This window comes from Palleronia sp. THAF1 (assembly GCF_009363795.1).
Lineage (GTDB): Bacteria > Pseudomonadota > Alphaproteobacteria > Rhodobacterales > Rhodobacteraceae > Palleronia.
The window spans coordinates 2,906,636-2,924,393 of sequence record NZ_CP045420.1 but is presented as its reverse complement, the minus strand read 5'-3'; the positions used below and the strand labels follow the sequence as shown (position 1 = coordinate 2,924,393).

The 17,758-nt window shown below is 63.8% G+C and carries 18 protein-coding genes; 13 read left to right on the top strand and 5 right to left on the bottom strand.

Going from position 1 to position 17,758, the window contains the following annotated elements:
* Positions 1-664 precede the first annotated feature (664 nt).
* Genes FIU81_RS14665 through FIU81_RS16800 form a run of 5 tightly spaced genes read left to right on the top strand, consistent with a single transcriptional unit; the run spans position 665 to position 5,315 of the window.
* Positions 665-1,795 carry a TRAP transporter substrate-binding protein gene (locus FIU81_RS14665; protein WP_124110337.1) on the top strand — a complete coding sequence of 377 codons (1,131 nt, stop codon included), beginning with the start codon at positions 665-667 and terminating at the stop codon, positions 1,793-1,795.
* 56 nt (positions 1,796-1,851) lie between these two features.
* Complete coding sequence (locus FIU81_RS14660) at positions 1,852-2,436, top strand: TRAP transporter small permease subunit (RefSeq protein ID WP_124110338.1); 585 nt, start codon at positions 1,852-1,854, stop codon at positions 2,434-2,436.
* A complete protein-coding gene (locus FIU81_RS14655; protein WP_124110339.1) occupies positions 2,433-3,851 on the top strand; it encodes a TRAP transporter large permease in 1,419 nt (472 codons plus the stop codon). The genes FIU81_RS14660 and FIU81_RS14655 overlap by 4 nt, the downstream gene beginning before the upstream one ends.
* Positions 3,844-5,163 carry an amidase gene (locus FIU81_RS14650; protein WP_254695931.1) on the top strand — a complete coding sequence of 440 codons (1,320 nt, stop codon included), beginning with the start codon at positions 3,844-3,846 and terminating at the stop codon, positions 5,161-5,163. Before FIU81_RS14655 ends, FIU81_RS14650 begins: the two co-directional genes overlap by 8 nt.
* Entirely contained in the window at positions 5,160-5,315 is a 156-nt protein-coding gene (locus FIU81_RS16800) for a hypothetical protein (protein WP_172971489.1), read from the top strand. Before FIU81_RS14650 ends, FIU81_RS16800 begins: the two co-directional genes overlap by 4 nt.
* Here the strand turns inward: FIU81_RS16800 and FIU81_RS14645 are convergent.
* The gene (locus tag FIU81_RS14645) at positions 5,312-6,181 is read right to left on the bottom strand and encodes a branched-chain amino acid aminotransferase (RefSeq protein WP_124110341.1); all 870 of its coding nucleotides are present in this window, start codon (positions 6,179-6,181) and stop codon (positions 5,312-5,314) included. The genes FIU81_RS16800 and FIU81_RS14645 overlap by 4 nt on opposite strands.
* A 149-nt stretch (positions 6,182-6,330) precedes the next feature.
* On the opposite strand from FIU81_RS14645, the gene FIU81_RS14640 reads away from it, so the two are divergent.
* The 7 genes from FIU81_RS14640 (at position 6,331) to FIU81_RS14610 (ending at position 12,261) form a co-directional block, all read left to right on the top strand.
* Entirely contained in the window at positions 6,331-6,819 is a 489-nt protein-coding gene (locus tag FIU81_RS14640) for a MarR family winged helix-turn-helix transcriptional regulator (RefSeq protein WP_124110342.1), read from the top strand.
* The gene (locus FIU81_RS14635; RefSeq protein ID WP_124110343.1) at positions 6,816-7,523 is read left to right on the top strand and encodes a response regulator; all 708 of its coding nucleotides are present in this window, start codon (positions 6,816-6,818) and stop codon (positions 7,521-7,523) included. Before FIU81_RS14640 ends, FIU81_RS14635 begins: the two co-directional genes overlap by 4 nt.
* Before the next feature lie 39 nt (positions 7,524-7,562).
* Entirely contained in the window at positions 7,563-8,489 is a 927-nt protein-coding gene (locus FIU81_RS14630) for a histone deacetylase family protein (protein WP_124110344.1), read from the top strand.
* The gene (locus FIU81_RS14625; RefSeq protein WP_124110345.1) at positions 8,486-8,725 is read left to right on the top strand and encodes an exodeoxyribonuclease VII small subunit; all 240 of its coding nucleotides are present in this window, start codon (positions 8,486-8,488) and stop codon (positions 8,723-8,725) included. Before FIU81_RS14630 ends, FIU81_RS14625 begins: the two co-directional genes overlap by 4 nt.
* Complete coding sequence (locus tag FIU81_RS14620) at positions 8,722-9,588, top strand: polyprenyl synthetase family protein (protein WP_172971488.1); 867 nt, start codon at positions 8,722-8,724, stop codon at positions 9,586-9,588. The genes FIU81_RS14625 and FIU81_RS14620 overlap by 4 nt, the downstream gene beginning before the upstream one ends.
* 61 nt (positions 9,589-9,649) lie before the next feature.
* Positions 9,650-11,575, top strand: a complete 1,926-nt coding sequence (dxs, locus tag FIU81_RS14615) for a 1-deoxy-D-xylulose-5-phosphate synthase (protein WP_124110346.1) — start codon at positions 9,650-9,652, stop codon at positions 11,573-11,575.
* 161 nt (positions 11,576-11,736) lie between these two features.
* Positions 11,737-12,261, top strand: a complete 525-nt coding sequence (locus FIU81_RS14610; RefSeq protein WP_172971487.1) for a redoxin domain-containing protein — start codon at positions 11,737-11,739, stop codon at positions 12,259-12,261.
* On the opposite strand, the gene FIU81_RS14605 is transcribed toward FIU81_RS14610, so the two are convergent.
* The 4 genes from FIU81_RS14605 to FIU81_RS14590 are packed head-to-tail and all read right to left on the bottom strand — an operon-like array spanning position 12,258 to position 16,109.
* A complete protein-coding gene (locus FIU81_RS14605) occupies positions 12,258-13,586 on the bottom strand; it encodes a TrkH family potassium uptake protein (protein ID WP_216644258.1) in 1,329 nt (442 codons plus the stop codon). The genes FIU81_RS14610 and FIU81_RS14605 overlap by 4 nt on opposite strands.
* Positions 13,583-14,245, bottom strand: a complete 663-nt coding sequence (locus FIU81_RS14600) for a potassium channel family protein (protein WP_124110348.1) — start codon at positions 14,243-14,245, stop codon at positions 13,583-13,585. The genes FIU81_RS14605 and FIU81_RS14600 overlap by 4 nt, the downstream gene beginning before the upstream one ends.
* Position 14,246: 1 nt before the next feature.
* Positions 14,247-15,122, bottom strand: a complete 876-nt coding sequence (locus FIU81_RS14595; RefSeq protein ID WP_124110349.1) for an SDR family oxidoreductase — start codon at positions 15,120-15,122, stop codon at positions 14,247-14,249.
* A gap of 9 nt (positions 15,123-15,131) precedes the next feature.
* Positions 15,132-16,109 (bottom strand): DNA topoisomerase IB, encoded by a 978-nt coding sequence (locus FIU81_RS14590; RefSeq protein ID WP_124110350.1) that lies wholly within the window; start codon positions 16,107-16,109, stop codon positions 15,132-15,134.
* A gap of 111 nt (positions 16,110-16,220) precedes the next feature.
* Here FIU81_RS14590 and FIU81_RS14585 point away from each other — a divergent pair, with 111 nt between their 5' ends.
* The gene (locus tag FIU81_RS14585) at positions 16,221-17,696 is read left to right on the top strand and encodes an AMP nucleosidase (RefSeq protein WP_124110351.1); all 1,476 of its coding nucleotides are present in this window, start codon (positions 16,221-16,223) and stop codon (positions 17,694-17,696) included.
* The last annotated feature ends 62 nt before the right edge of the window (positions 17,697-17,758 follow it).

The following is a 17,758-nucleotide window of genomic DNA, read 5'->3' as shown; positions in this document are numbered from 1 at the left end:
CGTTTCGCGGCGGATCATTGCTTGCTGCGCCGCCGCATTTCCATCCATCGCGTGTTCGTGAGCGGAAATGCGCAAGGGATGCGCGGCTACGTTGGCCTGGCCCTACGCCCAGACCGTTCCGAAGTGAAAAAGCCATGTCCTCGACCCAGATCCTGCAGTCATGCTGAAAGCTGTTTAAATCAGGAATGGGTCCGCGCGGGCGGTGATGGCGGAAACGTGACGGCGCGTTTCAGTCCGATCCGCGCAGGTTTGCCAGAATATCGGGCGCTTGTGCGCTGAAATGCGACGGTAAAAGGGTGTTTAGCAAACGGCGGCCTTACGGCCGTGCGGTGCGTTTGTCTGCCTGAGGTTCGCGTGTCCGAAGCATTTGGTCCCAAGCGCATAAGGAGTTGCCCGAGGCGAAGTGTCGCGGAGAGCCTAGATCGGGGATGCAGAAAGGTCACCGCTGCAAGGTTGCGGCACCCTGTTTTAGTTGCCGGATTTCAGGCGCTTGACGTGGCGATGCGCACAAGGCGCGCGAACATCATCGGTGTAATGCCTTTACCGCGATGGAAAGAGGTGCCTACACTAAGCGCCGGTGACGCAACCAGTGTTATCCGGGCATGTCGACCCGGAGTTTGTGTAGAAAACTGCGAGTTCATCAATCTCTCGGGAGGAGATACCAATGTCGAAAAGCAGCATGGGCCGCCGGTCCTTTCTGAAGAAATCCGCGCTGATGGGCGGCACCGCCGGTGCAGCATCCTTGATCGCCGCCCCCGCCGTGCTGGCGCAGGCGCCCAAGGTCATCAAGATGCAGACCTCTTGGCCGTCGTCGAACATCTGGCAGGAAATGGCCCAGGACTACGCCGACCGCGTCAACGCGATGTCGGGTGGCCGCCTGCAGGTCGATGTGCTGCCCGCAGGTGCCGTTGTGGCCGCGTTCCAAGTCCTTGATGCCGTGAATGACGGTCTGATCGACGCCGCGCATTCCGTGCCCGTCTACTGGTACGGCAAGAACAAGGCCGCATCGCTGTTCGGCACCGGTCCCGTGTTCGGTGGCTCTGCCGAGACGATGATGAACTGGTTCTACGAAGGTGGCGGCAAGGCTCTGTACGACGAACTGACGCAGGACATCATGGGTCTCGACGTCGACGGTTACATGGGCTTCCCGATGTATGCCCAGCCCTTCGGCTGGTTCAAAGAGCCCGTCACCACGGTCGCAGAGCTGGAAGGCTTCAAGTACCGCACCGTTGGTCTGGCCGCTGACCTGATGGCCAAGCTTGGCATGTCGGTCGCGCAGCTTCCGGGCGGAGAGATCGTGCCCGCGATGGAGCGTGGCGTCATCGATGCGTTCGAATTCAACAACCCTTCGTCCGACCGCGACTTCGGTGCGCAGGACGTGGCCAAGAACTATCTGCTGTCGTCCTACCACCAGGCGTCCGAAAGCTTCGAATTCCTGTTCAACGGCCTGATGATGGAAGATATGGAGCCGGATCTGAAGGCGATCCTGATCCATGGCGTCGAAGCCGCGTCCACCGCCAACAAGGCGAAGGCCGCGCGTCGTTACTCGGCGGACCTGAAGTATCTGGAAGAAGAAGCTGGCGTGACTGTTACGCGCACCAGCACCGAGATTCTGGATGCGCAGCTGGCCGCATGGGATGAGCTGATCCCCGAGCTGGAAGCCGATCCGTTCATGAAGAAGTGCCTCGACAGCCAGCGCGCCTGGGTCGAGCAGGTCAGCTACTACGAGCTGATGAACGCGCCCGATTACGCCCTTGCGTTCGAGCGTTACTTCCCCGGCAAACTGTCGATGTGATCGTCTTGCGGGCCGCGTGATCGCGCGGCCCGCATCGCATCCGAAAGGGCACCCCTGTGATCAGTTACATCCGCTTTGCGGATTCCGTGTCGGCATGGTTCGGCAAGGCATTCGCGTGGCTTATCATCTTCATGTCCGTGGGCACCGGCTACGAGGTGTTCGTGCGATACGTTCTGAACAAGCCCACCACATGGGCGCTGGACGTATCGTGGATCATGTACGGCACGCTGTTCATGATGGGCGGGGCCTACACCCTGTCGCGCGGCGGTCACGTGCGCGGCGACTTCCTGTATCGCCTCTGGTCGCCACAGACGCAGGCCAAGGTCGATCTGGTTCTCTACTTTCTCTTCTTCTTTCCGGGCGTGCTGGCGCTGATCTTCGCCGGTTGGAAATACGCCGCACGGTCGTGGCAATACGGCGAGGTCTCGGTCAATAGCCCCGCCGGAATCCCAATCTATCAGTTCAAGACGATCATCGTCGCGGCGGGCATCCTGCTGCTGATCCAAGGCGTGGCAGAGGTCTTCCGCTGCATCCACTGCATCCGCACCGGCACCTGGATTAAGGCGCATGAAGACGTGTTCGAAACCGAAGACCTGCTGATGCAAAAGGCCAACGAGGCCGAGAAGGACAACCGCACATGACCGATCCCATGGTCGCCCTGATGATGCTGGGGCTGTTCATCGTCTTCGTGTTCCTGGGCTTCCCCATCGCGTTCACGTTGATGGCGATGGGCATCGGCTTTGGCTATTACGCCTACTTCGACGCGCGCCGGATGTGGCGCAGCTACGACCGTGCGGACCCCGAGACGACTGGCTGGCTGGAACAGACCCAGCTTTGGTGGGAGGGGCTGTTCAACAACCGAATATTCGACCTCTTCATCAACCAGACCTTTACGGTCATGTCGAACGAGGTTCTGACCGCCGTCCCGCTGTTCCTGTTCATGGGCTACATCGTCGAGCGCGCGAACATCGTGGACCGCCTGTTTTCCACGCTGAACATCGCGTCGAAGCGTGTGCCGGGGTCCATGGGCGTTGCCGCCCTGATCACCTGCGCGCTGTTCGCCACGGCCACCGGCATCGTGGGCGCGGTCGTGACGCTGATGGGCCTGCTGGCGCTGCCCGCGATGTTGAAGGCGCGCTACAATCCCAGCTTTGCGTCCGGCATCATCTGCGCGGGCGGCACGTTGGGCATCCTGATCCCGCCGTCGATCATGCTGATCGTTTATGCTGCTGCCTCCAACGTCTCGATCGTGCGGCTGTACGCGGGTGCGCTGTTGCCGGGCTTGACGCTGACGGGCTTGTATCTGGCCTACGTCGTCGGGCGGTCGATCCTGCAACCGTCCGTCGCGCCGCGCCCCACTGCAGAGGACATCCCGGATGTGTCCGGCGGCAAGCTCTTCATCATGGTGCTGACGTCCTTCGTGCCGCTGGCGTTCCTGATCTTGGCGGTTCTGGGCTCTATCCTGTTCGGCCTTGCAACGCCGACCGAAGCCGCATCCATCGGCGCGTTGGGCGGTATGCTTCTGGCCATACTTTACCGCGCGATGACATGGCAGCGGTTGCGTGAATCCGTCTATCTGACGGTCCGCACGACGGCGATGGTGTGCTGGCTGTTCGTCGGGTCTTACACCTTCTCGTCCGTGTTCTCGTATCTGGGCGGAGAGGAAGTGATCTCGCACTTCGTGCAATCGCTGAACCTGTCGCCGTTGATGTTCCTGCTGCTGGCACAGGTGATCATCTTCCTGCTGGGCTGGCCGCTGGAATGGTCGGAGATCATCATCATCTTCGTGCCGATCTTCCTGCCGCTTCTGATGTTCTTCGAGATCGACCCGCTGTTCTTCGGCGTGCTGGTGGCACTGAACCTGCAAACTTCTTTCCTGACACCACCCATGGCGATGTCGGCCTACTATCTGAAAGGCATCGCTCCGCCAGAGGTGCGCCTGACGCAGATTTTCGCGGGGTGCCTGCCGTTCCTGGTCTGCGTCATCATATCCATGGTACTGATGTATGTCTTCCCGCAGATCGTCTTCTACCTGCCGGAACTGTTCTATGGCTGATCTTGCCGCGCTTTCGGCGCTGGACCTTCGCGACCGTTTGGCCGTCGGCACGCTATCGGCGGTGGACGTGGCCGAGGCGCATATCGCCCGGATCGAGGCGGTGGAGCCGCAGATCGGTGCTTGGGCGTGGTTCGATGCGGACTTCGTGCGCAAGCAGGCTGTTGCTCTGGACAAGCTGCGCAAGTCCGGCCAGCCCATTGGCGCGCTGCATGGCGTGCCGGTCGGTCTGAAGGATGTGATCGACACGATGCGCATTCCGACAGAGAACGGGGTCGCGTCGGATGCCGGTCGTGTGCCGCGCAGCGATGCACTTCTGGTCGAGCGTCTGAAGGCTGCGGGTGCGCTGATCCTTGGCAAGACGGTGACAACCGAACTTGCGTTTATGGAGCCGGGCAAGACGCGCAATCCGCATAATGTCGGCCGCACGCCGGGCGGCTCGTCTTCCGGGTCCGCGGCGGCGGTTGCGGCGGGGATGACTCCGCTGGCCATCGGCACACAGACCGGCGGATCGGTGGTGCGGCCCGCCTCGTTCTGCGGCGTGACGGGCTTCAAGCCGACCTTCGCCGCGATCCCGACGCATGGGGTTCTTCAGCAGTCGCCCAGCTTGGATACCGTCGGCGTCTTCCCCCGCGACCCCCGCGACGCGGCGCTGCTGTGCGACGTGTTGTTCGGCCCGGCAGAGGGCGACACCCCGCTACCGCCGCCCGCGATGCTGACCACGGTGACGAAGGGCGCGCCGTTGAAACCGATCTTCGCCGTGCTGACCCCGCCGGGCGCGGACCGCGCGCACCCCGACACTCTGGCGGCGATTGGCGAGCTGTCCGAGGCGTTGGGTGAACAGTGCTTTCCCGTAGAACTGCCCGCGATCTTTGCCGAGGCAGAGACCGTCCGCCGCCGCATCAACTTCGCGGAAATGGCGCGCTGCTATCATGCATACGCCGAGCGCGGTGGGCTGGCGCAGGTCACGCAGGATGCCATTGCGGAAGGCAACACGACGCTGGCGCGCGATTACATCGCCGCGCTGGATTGGCCCAAGGTGCTGAACGCGGTGTTGGATGAAATCTTCGCCCGCTGCGACGCGATCCTGTGCCCCGCCGCGCTTGGACCCGCGCCCGGACCGGAGACGACCGGCGACGCGATCTTCAACGGGCTGTGGACGCTGTGTGGCACGCCTGCCGTGACCGTGCCGGTTTTGCACGTGGAAGACATGCCCCTTGGCGTGCAGCTGATCGGCGCGCGCGGCAACGACGCGCGCCTGTTGCGCACGGCGCAATGGCTGTATGACTGGATCGAAACGGAGGACGACGCATGAACCGCATCCTGGCCCTGCTGGCCTTCGTGGCGCTTGCCGCCTTCGTCGGCATCCTTGTGTTCGAGGTGCCCGAGCCCGACCTGATGATCGTGGCCGGGCTGACGCTTGCGCTGGTCGCCTATGACATGTTCCGCTCGTCGGGTAAGAATTAGCTGCGCACCAGCTTTTCGTAGCTGCTGGCGACGTCCAGAGCCATCGCGCCGACTTCGAAGTGGTAGTCGCCGATCTGGCCCACGGGCGTGACCTCTGCTGCGGTGCCGGTCAGCCAGCACTGCTCGAAGCCTTCCAGTTCCTCGGGCATGATGTGCCGCTCGTGGACGGTGATGCCCTTGTCCTTCAGCATCGCCAGAACGGTCTGGCGGGTGATGCCGTTCAGGAAGCAGTCGGGCTTGGGGGTGTGCACCTCTCCGTCCTTGACGAAGAAGATGTTGGCCCCCGTCGCCTCGGCCACGTAGCCGCGATAGTCCAGCATCATGGCGTCAGAGCAGCCCTTCGCTTCGGCAGCGTGCTTCGACATGGTGCAGATCATATACAGGCCAGCGGCCTTCGCCTCGCAGGGGATCGTCTCGGGGCTGGGGCGTTTCCATTTGGCAAGGTCCAGCTTGGCGCCCTTGGTCTTGGCGTCGCCGTAATAGTTGCCCCATTCCCACGCGGCGACCGCCACGCGGACCGGGTTACGGGCCGACGCGACGCCCATGTCTTCGCCCGCGCCGCGCCATGCGATGGCGCGCACGTAGGCGTCGGTCAGGCCGTTGGCCTTCAGAACCTCGGCCTTCGCTGTCTCAAGCTGATCGACGGAATAGGGGATATCGAAGTCGATCAGGTTGGCGGAGCGCTTGAGACGTTCGGAATGCTGGACGGACTTGAAGATGGTGCCGTTGTAGCAGCGTTCCCCTTCGAACACGGAACTCGCGTAGTGCAGCGCGTGGGTCAGGATGTGGACCTTGGCGTCGCGCCATTCGACCAGAGTGCCATCCATCCAGATCTTGCCGTCGCGATCGTCGTATCCACCAGACATGGGCCATCTCCTGCCGAATGTTGCGCGATCAGGTCCGAATTGGACATAATCGGTCTATAATTGATGGTCTGACGTAGCTTGCGCGCTTGCAGAATGTCAACGGTGCTGACATAACTCGTGATCGAAGAACAGGCACTTTCGGGGGCGACATGGCCGAAGACCGGGCAAGAAACGAAAACCTGCTGTTCCTGACCGACGCTCAGCTGCGCCGCGGGATCGAAGCGATGTTCTTTGCGTATCGGGGATTTACAGCCGATCCCGACCGCATCCTTGCAGATTACGGTTACGGCCGCGCACACCACCGCGCGATCCACTTCATCAACCGTTGGCCCGGCACGACGGTAAATAATTTGCTGGCGATCCTTGGCGTGACGAAGCAATCGTTGAACCGCATCCTGCGCACATTGATCGCCGATGGCCTGGTTGTCAGCGCCGTCGGCACACGCGACCGGCGCGAACGGCACCTGACGCTGACCGAGGAAGGCGCCGCGCTGGAGGCCAAGTTGTCAGAGGCGCAGACGGCCCGGATGCGCGATGCCTTCCGGCGCGCGGGTCCGCAGGCGGTGTCGGGCTTTCGTGCGGTGCTGGAAGAGATGATGGACGATGATCTGAAACGATTGTTCGAGGGCGCGGCATGATCGACACCCCACACCTGCTGGTCATCGACGACGACGAGCGCATTCGCGGTCTGCTGGGCAAGTTCTTGGTGAAGAACGGCTTTTACGTCACCATGGCCCGCGACGCGGCGCACGCCCGGCGTATCTTGGCGGGTCTGGATTTCGATCTGGCGGTGGTGGACGTGATGATGCCGGGCGAAGACGGGATTTCGCTGTGCCGCTGGCTGACGGAAGACCGCTCGCTGCCGACTCTGCTGCTGACCGCGCGCGGAGAGACAGAGCATCGCATCGCCGGGCTGGAAGCGGGGGCGGATGACTACCTGCCCAAGCCGTTCGAGCCGAAGGAGTTGCTTCTGCGCGTCAACGCCATCCTGCGCCGGATGCCCAGTGCAGAGCCCGAGAAGGCGCAGCCCAAGATGCTGTCGCTGGGGCCGGTGCGCTACGATATCGGGCGGGGAGAGCTGTGGTCGGGCGAGGACACGGTGCGGCTGACCGCCACCGAAAGCGCGCTGATGCGTATCTTCGCGAAATCCCCCGGAGAGGTCGTGTCGCGGCAACGGCTGATCGAGGATCTGGGGCGCGGCGGGCCGGACGGCGAGGGCGCGCAGGATCGTGCGGTGGATGTGCAGATCACCCGTCTGCGCCGCAAGATCGAGACGGACCCCAAGAACCCGCGCTACCTGCAAACCGTGCGCGGCGCTGGCTATATGCTGGCCCCCGACTAGGGCGCGCGTTAGGCTGGCGACGACACGAACGGGGGCAGTATGTCGGTTATCTGGTATTCGCACGACGCGGGGCGCGATCATCGCACGCCCGCGGGCCATCCCGAACAGATCGCACGGCTCGATTCGGTCGAGCGGGGGCTGTCGGGGCTGGGGTTGGAACGGCGCAGCGCGCCCGAATGTACCGACGACGATATCCTGCTGGTCCATCCGCAACGGTATCTGGATCGGGTGACGGAAGCCTCGCCCGAGCGCGGGTCCATCGCGCTGGATGGCGATACGCATATGTCGCCCGGAACGCTGAATGCCGCGCGGCGGGGTGTCGGTGGCAACATCGCCGCCGTGGACGCCGTGCTGGATGATGAGGCGAAGGCGGCTTTCGTTGGCTGCCGCCCTCCGGGCCATCACGCGGAGACTGAGACCTCCATGGGGTTCTGCCTGTTCGGCAATGTTGTCATCGCCGCGAAGCACGCGCTGGAGCGTCACCATCTGCACCGCGTCGCCATCGTCGATTTCGATGTGCACCACGGCAACGGCACGCAGGATCTGCTGTGGAACGATGAGCGTGTGCTGTTCGTGTCGTCCCACCAGATGCCGCTGTATCCGGGCACCGGGGCAGAGCATGAGACGGGCGCGCATGGCAACGTGCTGAACGTGCCGCTGGCCCCCCGTACCGGGGGCGCGGAAATGCGCCGCGCCTATGAAGAGGTCGTCTTCCCGCGCCTGGACGGGTTCGCGCCGGAACTGTTGCTGATCTCTGCGGGCTTCGACGCCCACGCCGCCGATCCGCTGGCGGAATTGAACTGGGACGAAGACGATTTCACGTGGCTGACGGAACGCCTGTGCGGGATCGCGGCGGCGCATTGCGAGGGGCGCATCGTCTCGACACTGGAAGGCGGCTATGATCTGGACGCGCTGGCGGACAGCGTCCGCGCGCATGTGGATGTGTTGAAGGGGGCGAGCGCATGAGCGGCGATGATATCAAGAAGATGTCCTTCGAGCAGGCGATGAAAGAGCTTGAGCAGGTCGTCGGCCAGCTGGAGCGCGGCGACGTCGAGCTGGAGAAATCGATTGAGCTTTACGAGCGCGGCGCCAAGCTGAAAGAGCGTTGCGCCGCGACGCTGAAGGCCGCCGAAGAGAAGGTCGCCAAGATCACCGCTGGCGCCGACGGCAAGGCCACCGGCACAGAGCCCTTGGATCCGTGAGCTTCGCCGCCCGGCTGGATGACGCGGCCCGCACGGTGGGCGTGCATCTGGACGCCACGCTTGCCGCTTTTCCCGAAGGTCCGATCACGGACGCGATGCGTTACGCGGCCGCTGGCGGCAAGCGGCTGCGCGGGTTTCTTGTGCTGGAGACGGCGGCGCTGCACGATGTAGCGCAGCGCGATGCCTTGCCCGCCGCCGCTGCCATTGAGGCACTGCACGCCTACTCGCTGGTCCACGACGATCTACCCTGCATGGACGATGACGCCCTGCGGCGCGGCCAGCCCACGGTTCATGTAAAATGGGACGAGGCGACGGCTGTGCTGGTGGGTGATGCCCTGCAGACCGTGGCGTTCCAGCTGGTGACAGAGGGCGGTTTGCCAGCCGAGCGGAAGTTGGCGCTATCGGCGACGCTTGCCCAGGCGTCCGGGGCGGACGGGATGGTCTACGGGCAAGCGCTGGATATCGCGGCCGAGACGGCGGCGCAGCCGCTGGATCTGGATGGGATCGCGGCGTTGCAGGCCAAGAAGACCGGCGCGTTGATCGAATGGTCGGCCTGTGCCGGTCCGGTGATGGCCGGTGCTGATACGGCCCCCCTGATGACCTACGCCCGCGCGTTGGGCCGTGCGTTTCAGATCGTGGATGATGTGCTGGATGTAGAGGGCGACGCGGCGGCCACGGGCAAGGCCGTCGGCAAGGACGCCGATGCGGGTAAGGCGACTTACGTGTCGCTGCTGGGGCTGGACGGCGCCAAGTCTCGCGCGCGCGAACTGGTGGATGAAGCCTGCGCCGCGCTGTCGCCCTACGGCCCCCGCGCCGATACCCTGCGCGACTGCGCGCGCTTCGTTATTACCCGCGACCGATGATCCATTTGCGCGCGTGCTCGCGTCGCTTTAGGTTCTGGCACGCACGCTGAAGGAACACCCCATGACGGACCGCCCCCGCACCCCCACGCTGGATCGCGTGCAATCCCCCGCCGACCTGCGCCGGATGAGCGATAGTGAGCTGCGCGCACTGGCCGATGATCTGCGGGCAGAGACCATCGACGCGGTCAGCCAGACCGGGGGGCATTTGGGCGCAGGACTTGGCGTGGTTGAGCTGACCGTGGCGCTGCATGCCGTCTTCGACACGCCGCGCGACAGGTTGATCTGGGACGTGAGCCATCAGGCCTATCCGCACAAGATCATCACCGGGCGGCGCGACCGGATGCGCACCATTCGCCAGAAAGGCGGCCTGTCAGGCTTCGCGAAACGGTCCGAATCGCCCTATGATCCATTCGGGGCGGGGCATTCGTCGACCTCGATCTCTGCCGCTTTGGGCTTTTCCGTTGCGCGGGATCTTGGCGGCTCTCCCGATCCGTCGCTGGGCGACGCCATCGCGGTGATCGGTGACGGCGCGATGAGCGCAGGCATGGCCTACGAGGCGATGAACAACGCGGGCGCGCTGGGCAAGCGGCTGTTCGTGATTCTGAACGACAACGAGATGTCCATCGCGCCGCCGGTCGGGGCGATGTCGTCCTACCTGTCGCGCCTGTACGCTGGCGCGCCGTTCCAGGAGTTCAAGGCCGCTGCCAAGGGCGCGGTGTCCATGCTGCCGCCGCCGTTCCGCGAAGGGGCGCGTCGAGCCAAGGACATGCTGAAGGGCATGACCATGGGCGGCACCCTGTTCGAAGAGTTGGGCTTCAGCTACCTTGGCCCCATCGACGGGCACGACATGGACCAGTTGCTGCCCGTGTTGCGCACCGTTCGCGCGCGTGCCGACGGGCCGGTGCTGATCCACGTCATCACCAAGAAGGGCAAAGGCTACGCCCCCGCCGAGGATGCTGCCGACCGGGGGCACGCGACCGCGAAGTTCGACGTGGTGACGGGCAAGCAGTCCAAGGCGAAATCCAATGCGCCGTCCTACACCAGCGTGTTTTCGGACGCGCTGCTGGACGAGGCAAGCCGGGATGAGCGTATCTGCGCCGTCACCGCCGCGATGCCCGACGGCACCGGACTGACCGCGTTCAACGCTCGCTACGGCTCGCGCTGTTTCGACGTGGGCATCGCCGAACAGCACGCGGTGACCTTCGCCGCCGGACTGGCGGCGGGCGGGCTGAAGCCGTTCTGCACGATCTATTCCACCTTCCTGCAACGCGGCTACGACCAGATCGTCCACGACGTTGCCATCCAGCGTTTGCCCGTGCGCTTCGCCATCGACCGTGCCGGTCTGGTGGGCGCGGATGGCGCAACCCATGCGGGCGCGTTCGACACGGCGTTTCTGGCGAACCTGCCCGGCATGGTCGTCATGGCCGCGGCCGATGAGGCCGAACTGAAGCACATGGTCGCCACCGCCACAGCGTATGACGATGGCCCCATCGCCTTCCGCTTCCCGCGGGGTGAGGGCACGGGCGTCGATATGCCGGAACGTGGTGAGGTGCTGGAAATCGGCAAGGGCCGCATGGTGCGCGAAGGCTCTGGCGTTGCGATCCTGAACTTCGGCGCGCGCATGCTGGAGATCGAACAGGCCTGCGAGGCGCTGGGCGCACGGGGCATCACACCCACAATCGCCGATGCACGTTTCGCCAAACCGTTGGACGAAGACATGATCTTGGGGTTGGCGCGTGACCACGACGCGCTGATCACTGTCGAGGAAGGTGCCATCGGCGGCTTCGGCAGCCATGTCGCGCAGCTTCTGGCAGAGCGCGGCGTGTTTGATGAAGGGCTGAAGTATCGGTCCATGGTGCTGCCCGACATTTTCATCGATCAGGCCGGACCGCGCGATATGTATGCCGTCGCTGGCCTGAACGCCGAGGATATCGAGGCCAAGGTGCTGGATGTTATGGGAATCGAAAGCCTGTCCAAGCGAGCTTAAGTCTAGTTGACGATACATCTGTAGCGAAAAGGTTACAGTCCGGCGTCGGCAGATGCTGTCGCCCGCAGGTTGATCTATCGCCATGACCAATTGCCGTGCAACCTAGGCGGGAAACCGCTTATAGTTGCGTGCACATGTCTCACTACATTGCTGATCCTAGAATGACCAAACTTGAACCGGCTGTCTCGCCGCCGGCTGCCCTTAGTATCGGCGGCAGGATTCCGGATGTTTGGGCAGACGGAACCCATGGCCCAATGCAATTGCACCGCTGGGCTGCCGGACATTTCACCATGATCTTCGGGCATCCATCCGCCTATGCTACCCTGTCAGAGCGGGATGTTATCACGCTGGCCGGTGCGCAGCCGCGATTCGGGGCTCGGGGGTGCCGCATTCTTGGTGTTACCCAGTCCGATCCTGTCACCGAACGCGCTTGGATCGACTCCCTGTCTGAGCGGCACGGTATGGATATCGCGTTCCCGATCTTGTCGGACGAAGACGGGCGCATCGCAGCGGCGTTCGGCATGTCGACGCGCGGATCGGACGACGGCAGAGAGGTGGCGACGACCATTATCCTCGACCCAGAATTGCGTGTCCGCGCGGTCCTGGAGCATCCGCAAAGTGTCGGTCGCGGCCCGGAAGAAGTGCTGCGCATCGTCGATGCACTGGCGGCAGCGACCTTCGACTAGCCCAGGTACACCTGTCCTTTGGGATAGCGCACGTGCGGGATCGTTTGCGTCGCCAGGAAGAAGCCCAGCACCAGCGGCCCGACGCGGCCCAAGAACATCACCACTATGATCGCCGCCCGCCCCGAATCGTCCAATGTCGACGTAGCGCCCATCGACAGCCCCACCGTCCCGAAGGCCGAGACGACTTCGAACAGCAGTGTCACGAAGGGGGCGTCGTGTCCGATCAGCAGCACGAAAGTCGCGGTGAAGAGCACGATGATCGACACCGTCAGCAGCGCCATGACCTTCTGTACCTCGCTGTTGCCGATGGCGCGGTTGAAGGCGCTTAGTTCTTTGCGGCGGCGGAAGAAGGCCAGCGTTGCCATGCACAGAACGATGGCGGTCGTGACCTTGATGCCCCCGGCGGTGGACGTCGATCCGCCACCGATGAACATCAGCCCCATCGTGACCAACGCGGTGGCGTCGTACATCTGGGTCGTGTCGGTTGTGTTGAACCCGGCGGTGCGGGGCGTGACGCCTTGGAAGAACGCGGTCTGAAGCTTGCCGGACAGGCTGTCGATCCCGCCCAATGTGCCGGGGTTGTTCCACTCCAGCAGGCCGAACAGCACCACGCCGATGACGATCAAAACCGGCGTTCCCGCCAGCATCAGCTTGGAGTGTAGCGATAGTCGCCGCCACGATTTGATCTCTGTCATCTCGGCCACGACGATGAAGCCAAGGCCGGACAGGATGAACAGCAAGGGCACGCTGATGGTGACTAGCCAGTTGTCCTGATAATCTACCAGCGAGGTCGTGAAGCTGGAAAAGCCCGCGTTGTTGAAGGCGGATACGGCATGGAATGCGGCATGCCAAAGCCCCTGCGCCCAGCCGTGATCCGGCACGAAGACGAAGCCCAGAATGATAATGGCAGCTCCTTCGAAGATTAGGGCGAACTTCAGGATGATCTGCACCAGCGCCATCAGGTTCGTCAGGGACGTTTGGTTTAAGTCCTCTCGCAACACGATGCGCTGCGGGATGCCGATGGGGATGCCAAGGGCGGCCAGAAGCAGTGCGGCGAAGGTCATCAACCCAAGACCGCCGACCTGCATCAGCACCATGATGACGCCCTGCCCGAAGTGGGTGAAGACCGTCGCGGTATCCACGACGATCAGGCCCGTCACCGTCACGGCACTGGCCGATGTGAACAGGGCATCGGACCAAGAAATCGCCTCGGTCGTGGCGAAGGGCAGCTTGAGAACGCTCGCGCCGACGGCAATCAGGGTCAGGTACAGAACCGCGAGCATCCCCGGCGGGGGAAGCCTGCGCAGCCAGTTGCCGAAGTTCATTCGAGGGACTCGGTGAAGCTGCGTAGATCCTTGCGACGGCCCAGCACCAGCAGGATGTCGTCTTCCTCCAGCGCGCAGGGATCACCCTCGCGCCCGATGAATTCGGTGCCGCGCATGACGCCCAGCACGCGCAGATCGAACTTGCCGGGGTTCAGATCTGCCAGCTTCTTGCCGTTGAGCGCATCGGAGACGCGCATGTTCACCACGTTGTACGTGTTTCCGAGCGAGACGTAGTCGCGCACCATCGGGTTGTGCAGCACCTGCGCCACTTGTTGCCCCACCCGCGCCTCTGGATGGACGACGTGATCGGCGCCCAGTTTGGTTAGAATGCGGTGATGGGTTTTCGAAATCGCCTTGGCCCAGATCTTGTCGACCCCAAGGAGGTTCAGGTTCATGGTCGCCAACACGCTGGCTTCCAGGTCGTCCCCCAGGGATATGACGCCCACGTCGCATTCGGCGATGCCTGCATCGCGCAGGGCAGCGTCCGACCGGGCATCCACGATCAGGGCTTGGTCCAGATTCTCGGCATGATCCGAGACGCGATCCTCGTCGATGTCGATCCCGATGACGTAGTTACCGAACCGCTTCAGTTCGTTCGCGACGGTCGAGCCGAAATTCCCCAAGCCGATGACAGCGAAATTCGTCGGATGCTTGGCCATGTCAGTCCTCTTGGGTCAAAAGGGCAGCGAGCCCCTCTCGATACGTAGGGTAGCGCAGCACGACGCCCAGATGGCGCTTGATGCGGTCGTTTCGCACGCGCTTGGACTCGGCGTAGAAGCTGCGCGCCATAGGCGACATATCCGCGTCGGCGAAGGCGATTTCGGGCGGGCGAGGGACATCCAGCAGATCGGCGGCGTGGGCGATCACGTCTTGCGGCGGCGCGGGGTCATCGTCGCAGACGTTATAGATCGATCCGGGGGCAGGGGCCTGCATGGATCGGTGCAGAACCTGCGCGATATCTTCGACATGCGTGCGGCTGAAGACCTGTCCGGGCTTCACGATCCGCCGTGCCGTCCCGTTGCGGACTTTGGCGAAGGGGCCGCGACCGGGGCCATAGATGCCCGCAAGGCGAAAGATATGCAGCGGCAGGCCGGTCTGCGCGGCCAGTGCCTGCCATCCAGTTTCGGCCCGCACCCGTTGCGCGCCGCGGGTGGTCGATGGTGCGAGCGGCGAGTCCTCGTCCACCCAAGCGCCATCGTGGTCGCCGTACACGCCGGTGGTCGAAAGGTAGGCGAACCAGTTGGGCTGCGCGTCCGCGATTTCGCGTCCGTGGTCGGTCAGTACCGGGTCGCCGTCGTCGTCCGGCGCGACGGAGTGAACGATGTGAGTTGCCCAATCCAGATGCGGGGCGAGTGGCGTGCCGGGCCAGATGACCGGCGTGATGCCCATGTCGCGCAGGCCTTGCGCCTTGTCTTCGGAACGGGTGGTGCCGACGACTTCACCGCCGTTGGCTATCACGCGAGCCGCGAGGGCGCGGGCGGAGTAGCCGCAGCCGATGCACAGCAGGCGGACCGGGGATGGGGAATGATCGCTCATGCCGCAGACCTAGCGCGACAGAAGCGAAAGCGCAGCCCGTTCCCCAATGCGCAGACCGCGTTTTTCGGGGGCGTCCGCGAGGGCCTGGCGGTCGGCGAACGGCATCTCTGTCAGGTCGATCACGGCGGGATGGATGTAGCTATTGCGCGCGATGGTGGCGGTGTTGCCAAGGCACTGCGCGGCGGCGTCTGCCATCGCCTTGATCGTCAGTTTTTCCTCGCGCATCGCGGTTTCCAGCGCAGCCACCGTGCCGTTCCACGTGCGGAAGGTCTTGGCGGTAAAGTCTTCGCCGGTGATGTCGGCTAGAAGCTCGTTCACCTGGCTGGAGGTGACTTCATGCGTGTCGCCTTGGTCGTCCGTCCACGACACCAGCGTGGCACCGGGCAGGTCGTCCAACTGGTGCAGCACCTTCGCCAGCTTCTTGTCGCGCAGCTTGCGGGTGATCTTCTTGCCGCCCTTGCCCCGGTAATCCAGCGCCAAAGCGTCTTCGGTCAGCTTGACGTGGCGCGGGCGCAGGGTCGTGGCCCCGAATGCGCCGTTCTCTTCGGCGTAGTCACGGTTGCCCACGCGCATGGACAGACGGTCGATCATCGCCAGCACGGCTGCAATGGCAAGCGCGCGGTCGCCTGCCTCTCCCTTCAGATCGGCATTGATGCGGCGGCGGATACGGGGGAGGTTTTCGCCGAATTCGGCCAGCTGGCTGAACTTTTCGCGCGCGCGGTAAGCCGTCCAGTCCTCGTGATAGCGGTATTGCTTGCGGTCCCGCTCATCTCGGCCCGTGGCTTGCAGGTGGCCATCGGCGCGGGGGCAGATCCAGACATCTTCATAGGCGGGCGGCACGGCCAGGGCGTTCAATCGCTTACGCTCTGCAGTGTCGTCGATGCGGGTGCCGTCGGGGGCGATGTAGGACCACCCCCTTCCAGCCCGTTTGCGGCGGATACCGGGGCGGTTGTCGGGGTAGTACACAAGGTCGGGGATGCGTTTCATTGTCGGATCAAGCGCCGGGCAGGCCGCGCGGTTCCGCGCCCGACTGTCGCACGGGTGTGCTTGTTAAACGATATAGCTTGGCGTTACGCACGTGGCCAAAGGAGCGCCCCCATGACCGATAGCCTGCCGACCCAGACGCCCGATCAACCCGCACCGGAGTCCTTCACCGACGCCGCCGCTGCCGTCACGCGCCTGCAAGAGCTGTACGATGCATCTGTCAGCTTCCTGACCGAGCACTTCATGGCATCGCTCGACGGGGACGTGCCGCAAACGCGGTACCGGGCGTTCTACCCCGAAATCCGCTTTGCGACGACAAGCTACACCAAGGCCGACAGCCGCCTGTCCTTCGGCCACGTGGCCGAGCCCGGCACCTACGCCACGACGATCACGCGCCCCGACCTGTTCCGGGACTACCTGACACAGCAGATCGGACTGTTGTTGAAGAACCACGGGACACCCGTGCAAGTCGGGCTCTCGACCACGCCGATGCCGTTGCACTTCGCCGTTGCCAACACGCCGGGGCTGACCGTTCCGCAGGATGGCGCCATGGCCTACACGCTGCGCGACGTGTTCGACACGCCGGACCTGACTGTGACCCATGACGCCATCGTCAATGGTGAAGGCTTCGTGTTCGACGATGGCGCGCGCCCCCTTGCGCCCTTCACCGCACAGCGCATCGACTATTCGCTGGCGCGTCTGTCCCACTACAGCGCAACCGACGCCGAGCATTTCCAGAACCACGTGCTGTTCACCAACTACCAGTTCTACGTGGAAGAGTTCGAGGCTTATGCCCGTCAGGTGCTTGCCGATCCGAACAGCGGCTACACGTCTTTCGTGGGGCCAGGAAACCGCAAGATCACCGGCCCCGATGACGTGCTGGAGCCGCTGGCGAAGATGCCCCAGATGCCGACCTATCACTTGCAGCGCGCAGATGGGCAGGGCGTCACCTTGGTGAATATCGGCGTCGGCCCGTCGAACGCGAAGACCGCGACCGACCACATTGCGGTGCTGCGCCCCCATGCGTGGCTGATGGTCGGCCACTGTGCGGGTCTGCGCAATTCGCAACGGTTGGGGGACTTCGTTCTAGCCCATGCCTACCTGCGCGAAGATCACGTGCTGGATGACGATCTGCCCGTCTGGGTGCCGATCCCGGCGCTGGCCGAAATCCAGATCGCGCTGGAAGAGGCGGTGGAAGAGATCACCCAGCTTGAAGGCTATGAGTTGAAGCGGATCATGCGCACCGGCACCGTGGCGACGATCGACAACCGCAACTGGGAGTTGCGGGATCATTCCGGTCCGGTACAGCGGCTGTCGCAATCTCGGGCCGTCGCGCTGGACATGGAAAGCGCCACCATCGCCGCCAACGGCTTCCGCTTTCGGGTGCCCTACGGCACGCTTCTGTGTGTGTCCGACAAGCCCTTGCATGGGGAGTTGAAGTTGCCGGGCATGGCGACGGACTTCTACCGAACGCAGGTCGCCCGGCACCTTCTGATCGGTGTCCGCGCGATGGAGGCGTTGCGGGAGATGCCGCTGGAACGCATCCACAGTCGCAAGCTTCGCTCGTTCGAGGAAACCGCTTTCTTGTAGCGACGGCCCGCCGACGACCTTGTTTTATTGGACTTCGCGCCTCACAAACTGTTGTAAGCGGC

Bases quoted from the DNA above. Each gene is read 5' to 3' on its own strand.
- FIU81_RS14625 (WP_124110345.1), top strand. From the start codon at position 8,486: ATGAGCGGCGATGATATCAAGAAGATGTCCTTCGAGCAGGCGATGAAA.
- FIU81_RS16800 (WP_172971489.1), top strand. From the start codon at position 5,160: ATGAACCGCATCCTGGCCCTGCTGGCCTTCGTGGCGCTTGCCGCCTTC.
- dxs (WP_124110346.1), top strand. From the start codon at position 9,650: ATGACGGACCGCCCCCGCACCCCCACGCTGGATCGCGTGCAATCCCCC.
- FIU81_RS14600 (WP_124110348.1), bottom strand. From the start codon at position 14,245: ATGGCCAAGCATCCGACGAATTTCGCTGTCATCGGCTTGGGGAATTTC.
- FIU81_RS14610 (WP_172971487.1), top strand. From the start codon at position 11,737: ATGACCAAACTTGAACCGGCTGTCTCGCCGCCGGCTGCCCTTAGTATC.
- FIU81_RS14645 (WP_124110341.1), bottom strand. From the start codon at position 6,181: ATGTCTGGTGGATACGACGATCGCGACGGCAAGATCTGGATGGATGGC.
- FIU81_RS14590 (WP_124110350.1), bottom strand. From the start codon at position 16,109: ATGAAACGCATCCCCGACCTTGTGTACTACCCCGACAACCGCCCCGGT.
- FIU81_RS14655 (WP_124110339.1), top strand. From the start codon at position 2,433: ATGACCGATCCCATGGTCGCCCTGATGATGCTGGGGCTGTTCATCGTC.
- FIU81_RS14640 (WP_124110342.1), top strand. From the start codon at position 6,331: ATGGCCGAAGACCGGGCAAGAAACGAAAACCTGCTGTTCCTGACCGAC.
- FIU81_RS14630 (WP_124110344.1), top strand. From the start codon at position 7,563: ATGTCGGTTATCTGGTATTCGCACGACGCGGGGCGCGATCATCGCACG.
- FIU81_RS14595 (WP_124110349.1), bottom strand. From the start codon at position 15,122: ATGAGCGATCATTCCCCATCCCCGGTCCGCCTGCTGTGCATCGGCTGC.
- FIU81_RS14605 (WP_216644258.1), bottom strand. From the start codon at position 13,586: ATGAACTTCGGCAACTGGCTGCGCAGGCTTCCCCCGCCGGGGATGCTC.
- FIU81_RS14650 (WP_254695931.1), top strand. From the start codon at position 3,844: ATGGCTGATCTTGCCGCGCTTTCGGCGCTGGACCTTCGCGACCGTTTG.
- FIU81_RS14665 (WP_124110337.1), top strand. From the start codon at position 665: ATGTCGAAAAGCAGCATGGGCCGCCGGTCCTTTCTGAAGAAATCCGCG.
- FIU81_RS14635 (WP_124110343.1), top strand. From the start codon at position 6,816: ATGATCGACACCCCACACCTGCTGGTCATCGACGACGACGAGCGCATT.
- FIU81_RS14585 (WP_124110351.1), top strand. From the start codon at position 16,221: ATGACCGATAGCCTGCCGACCCAGACGCCCGATCAACCCGCACCGGAG.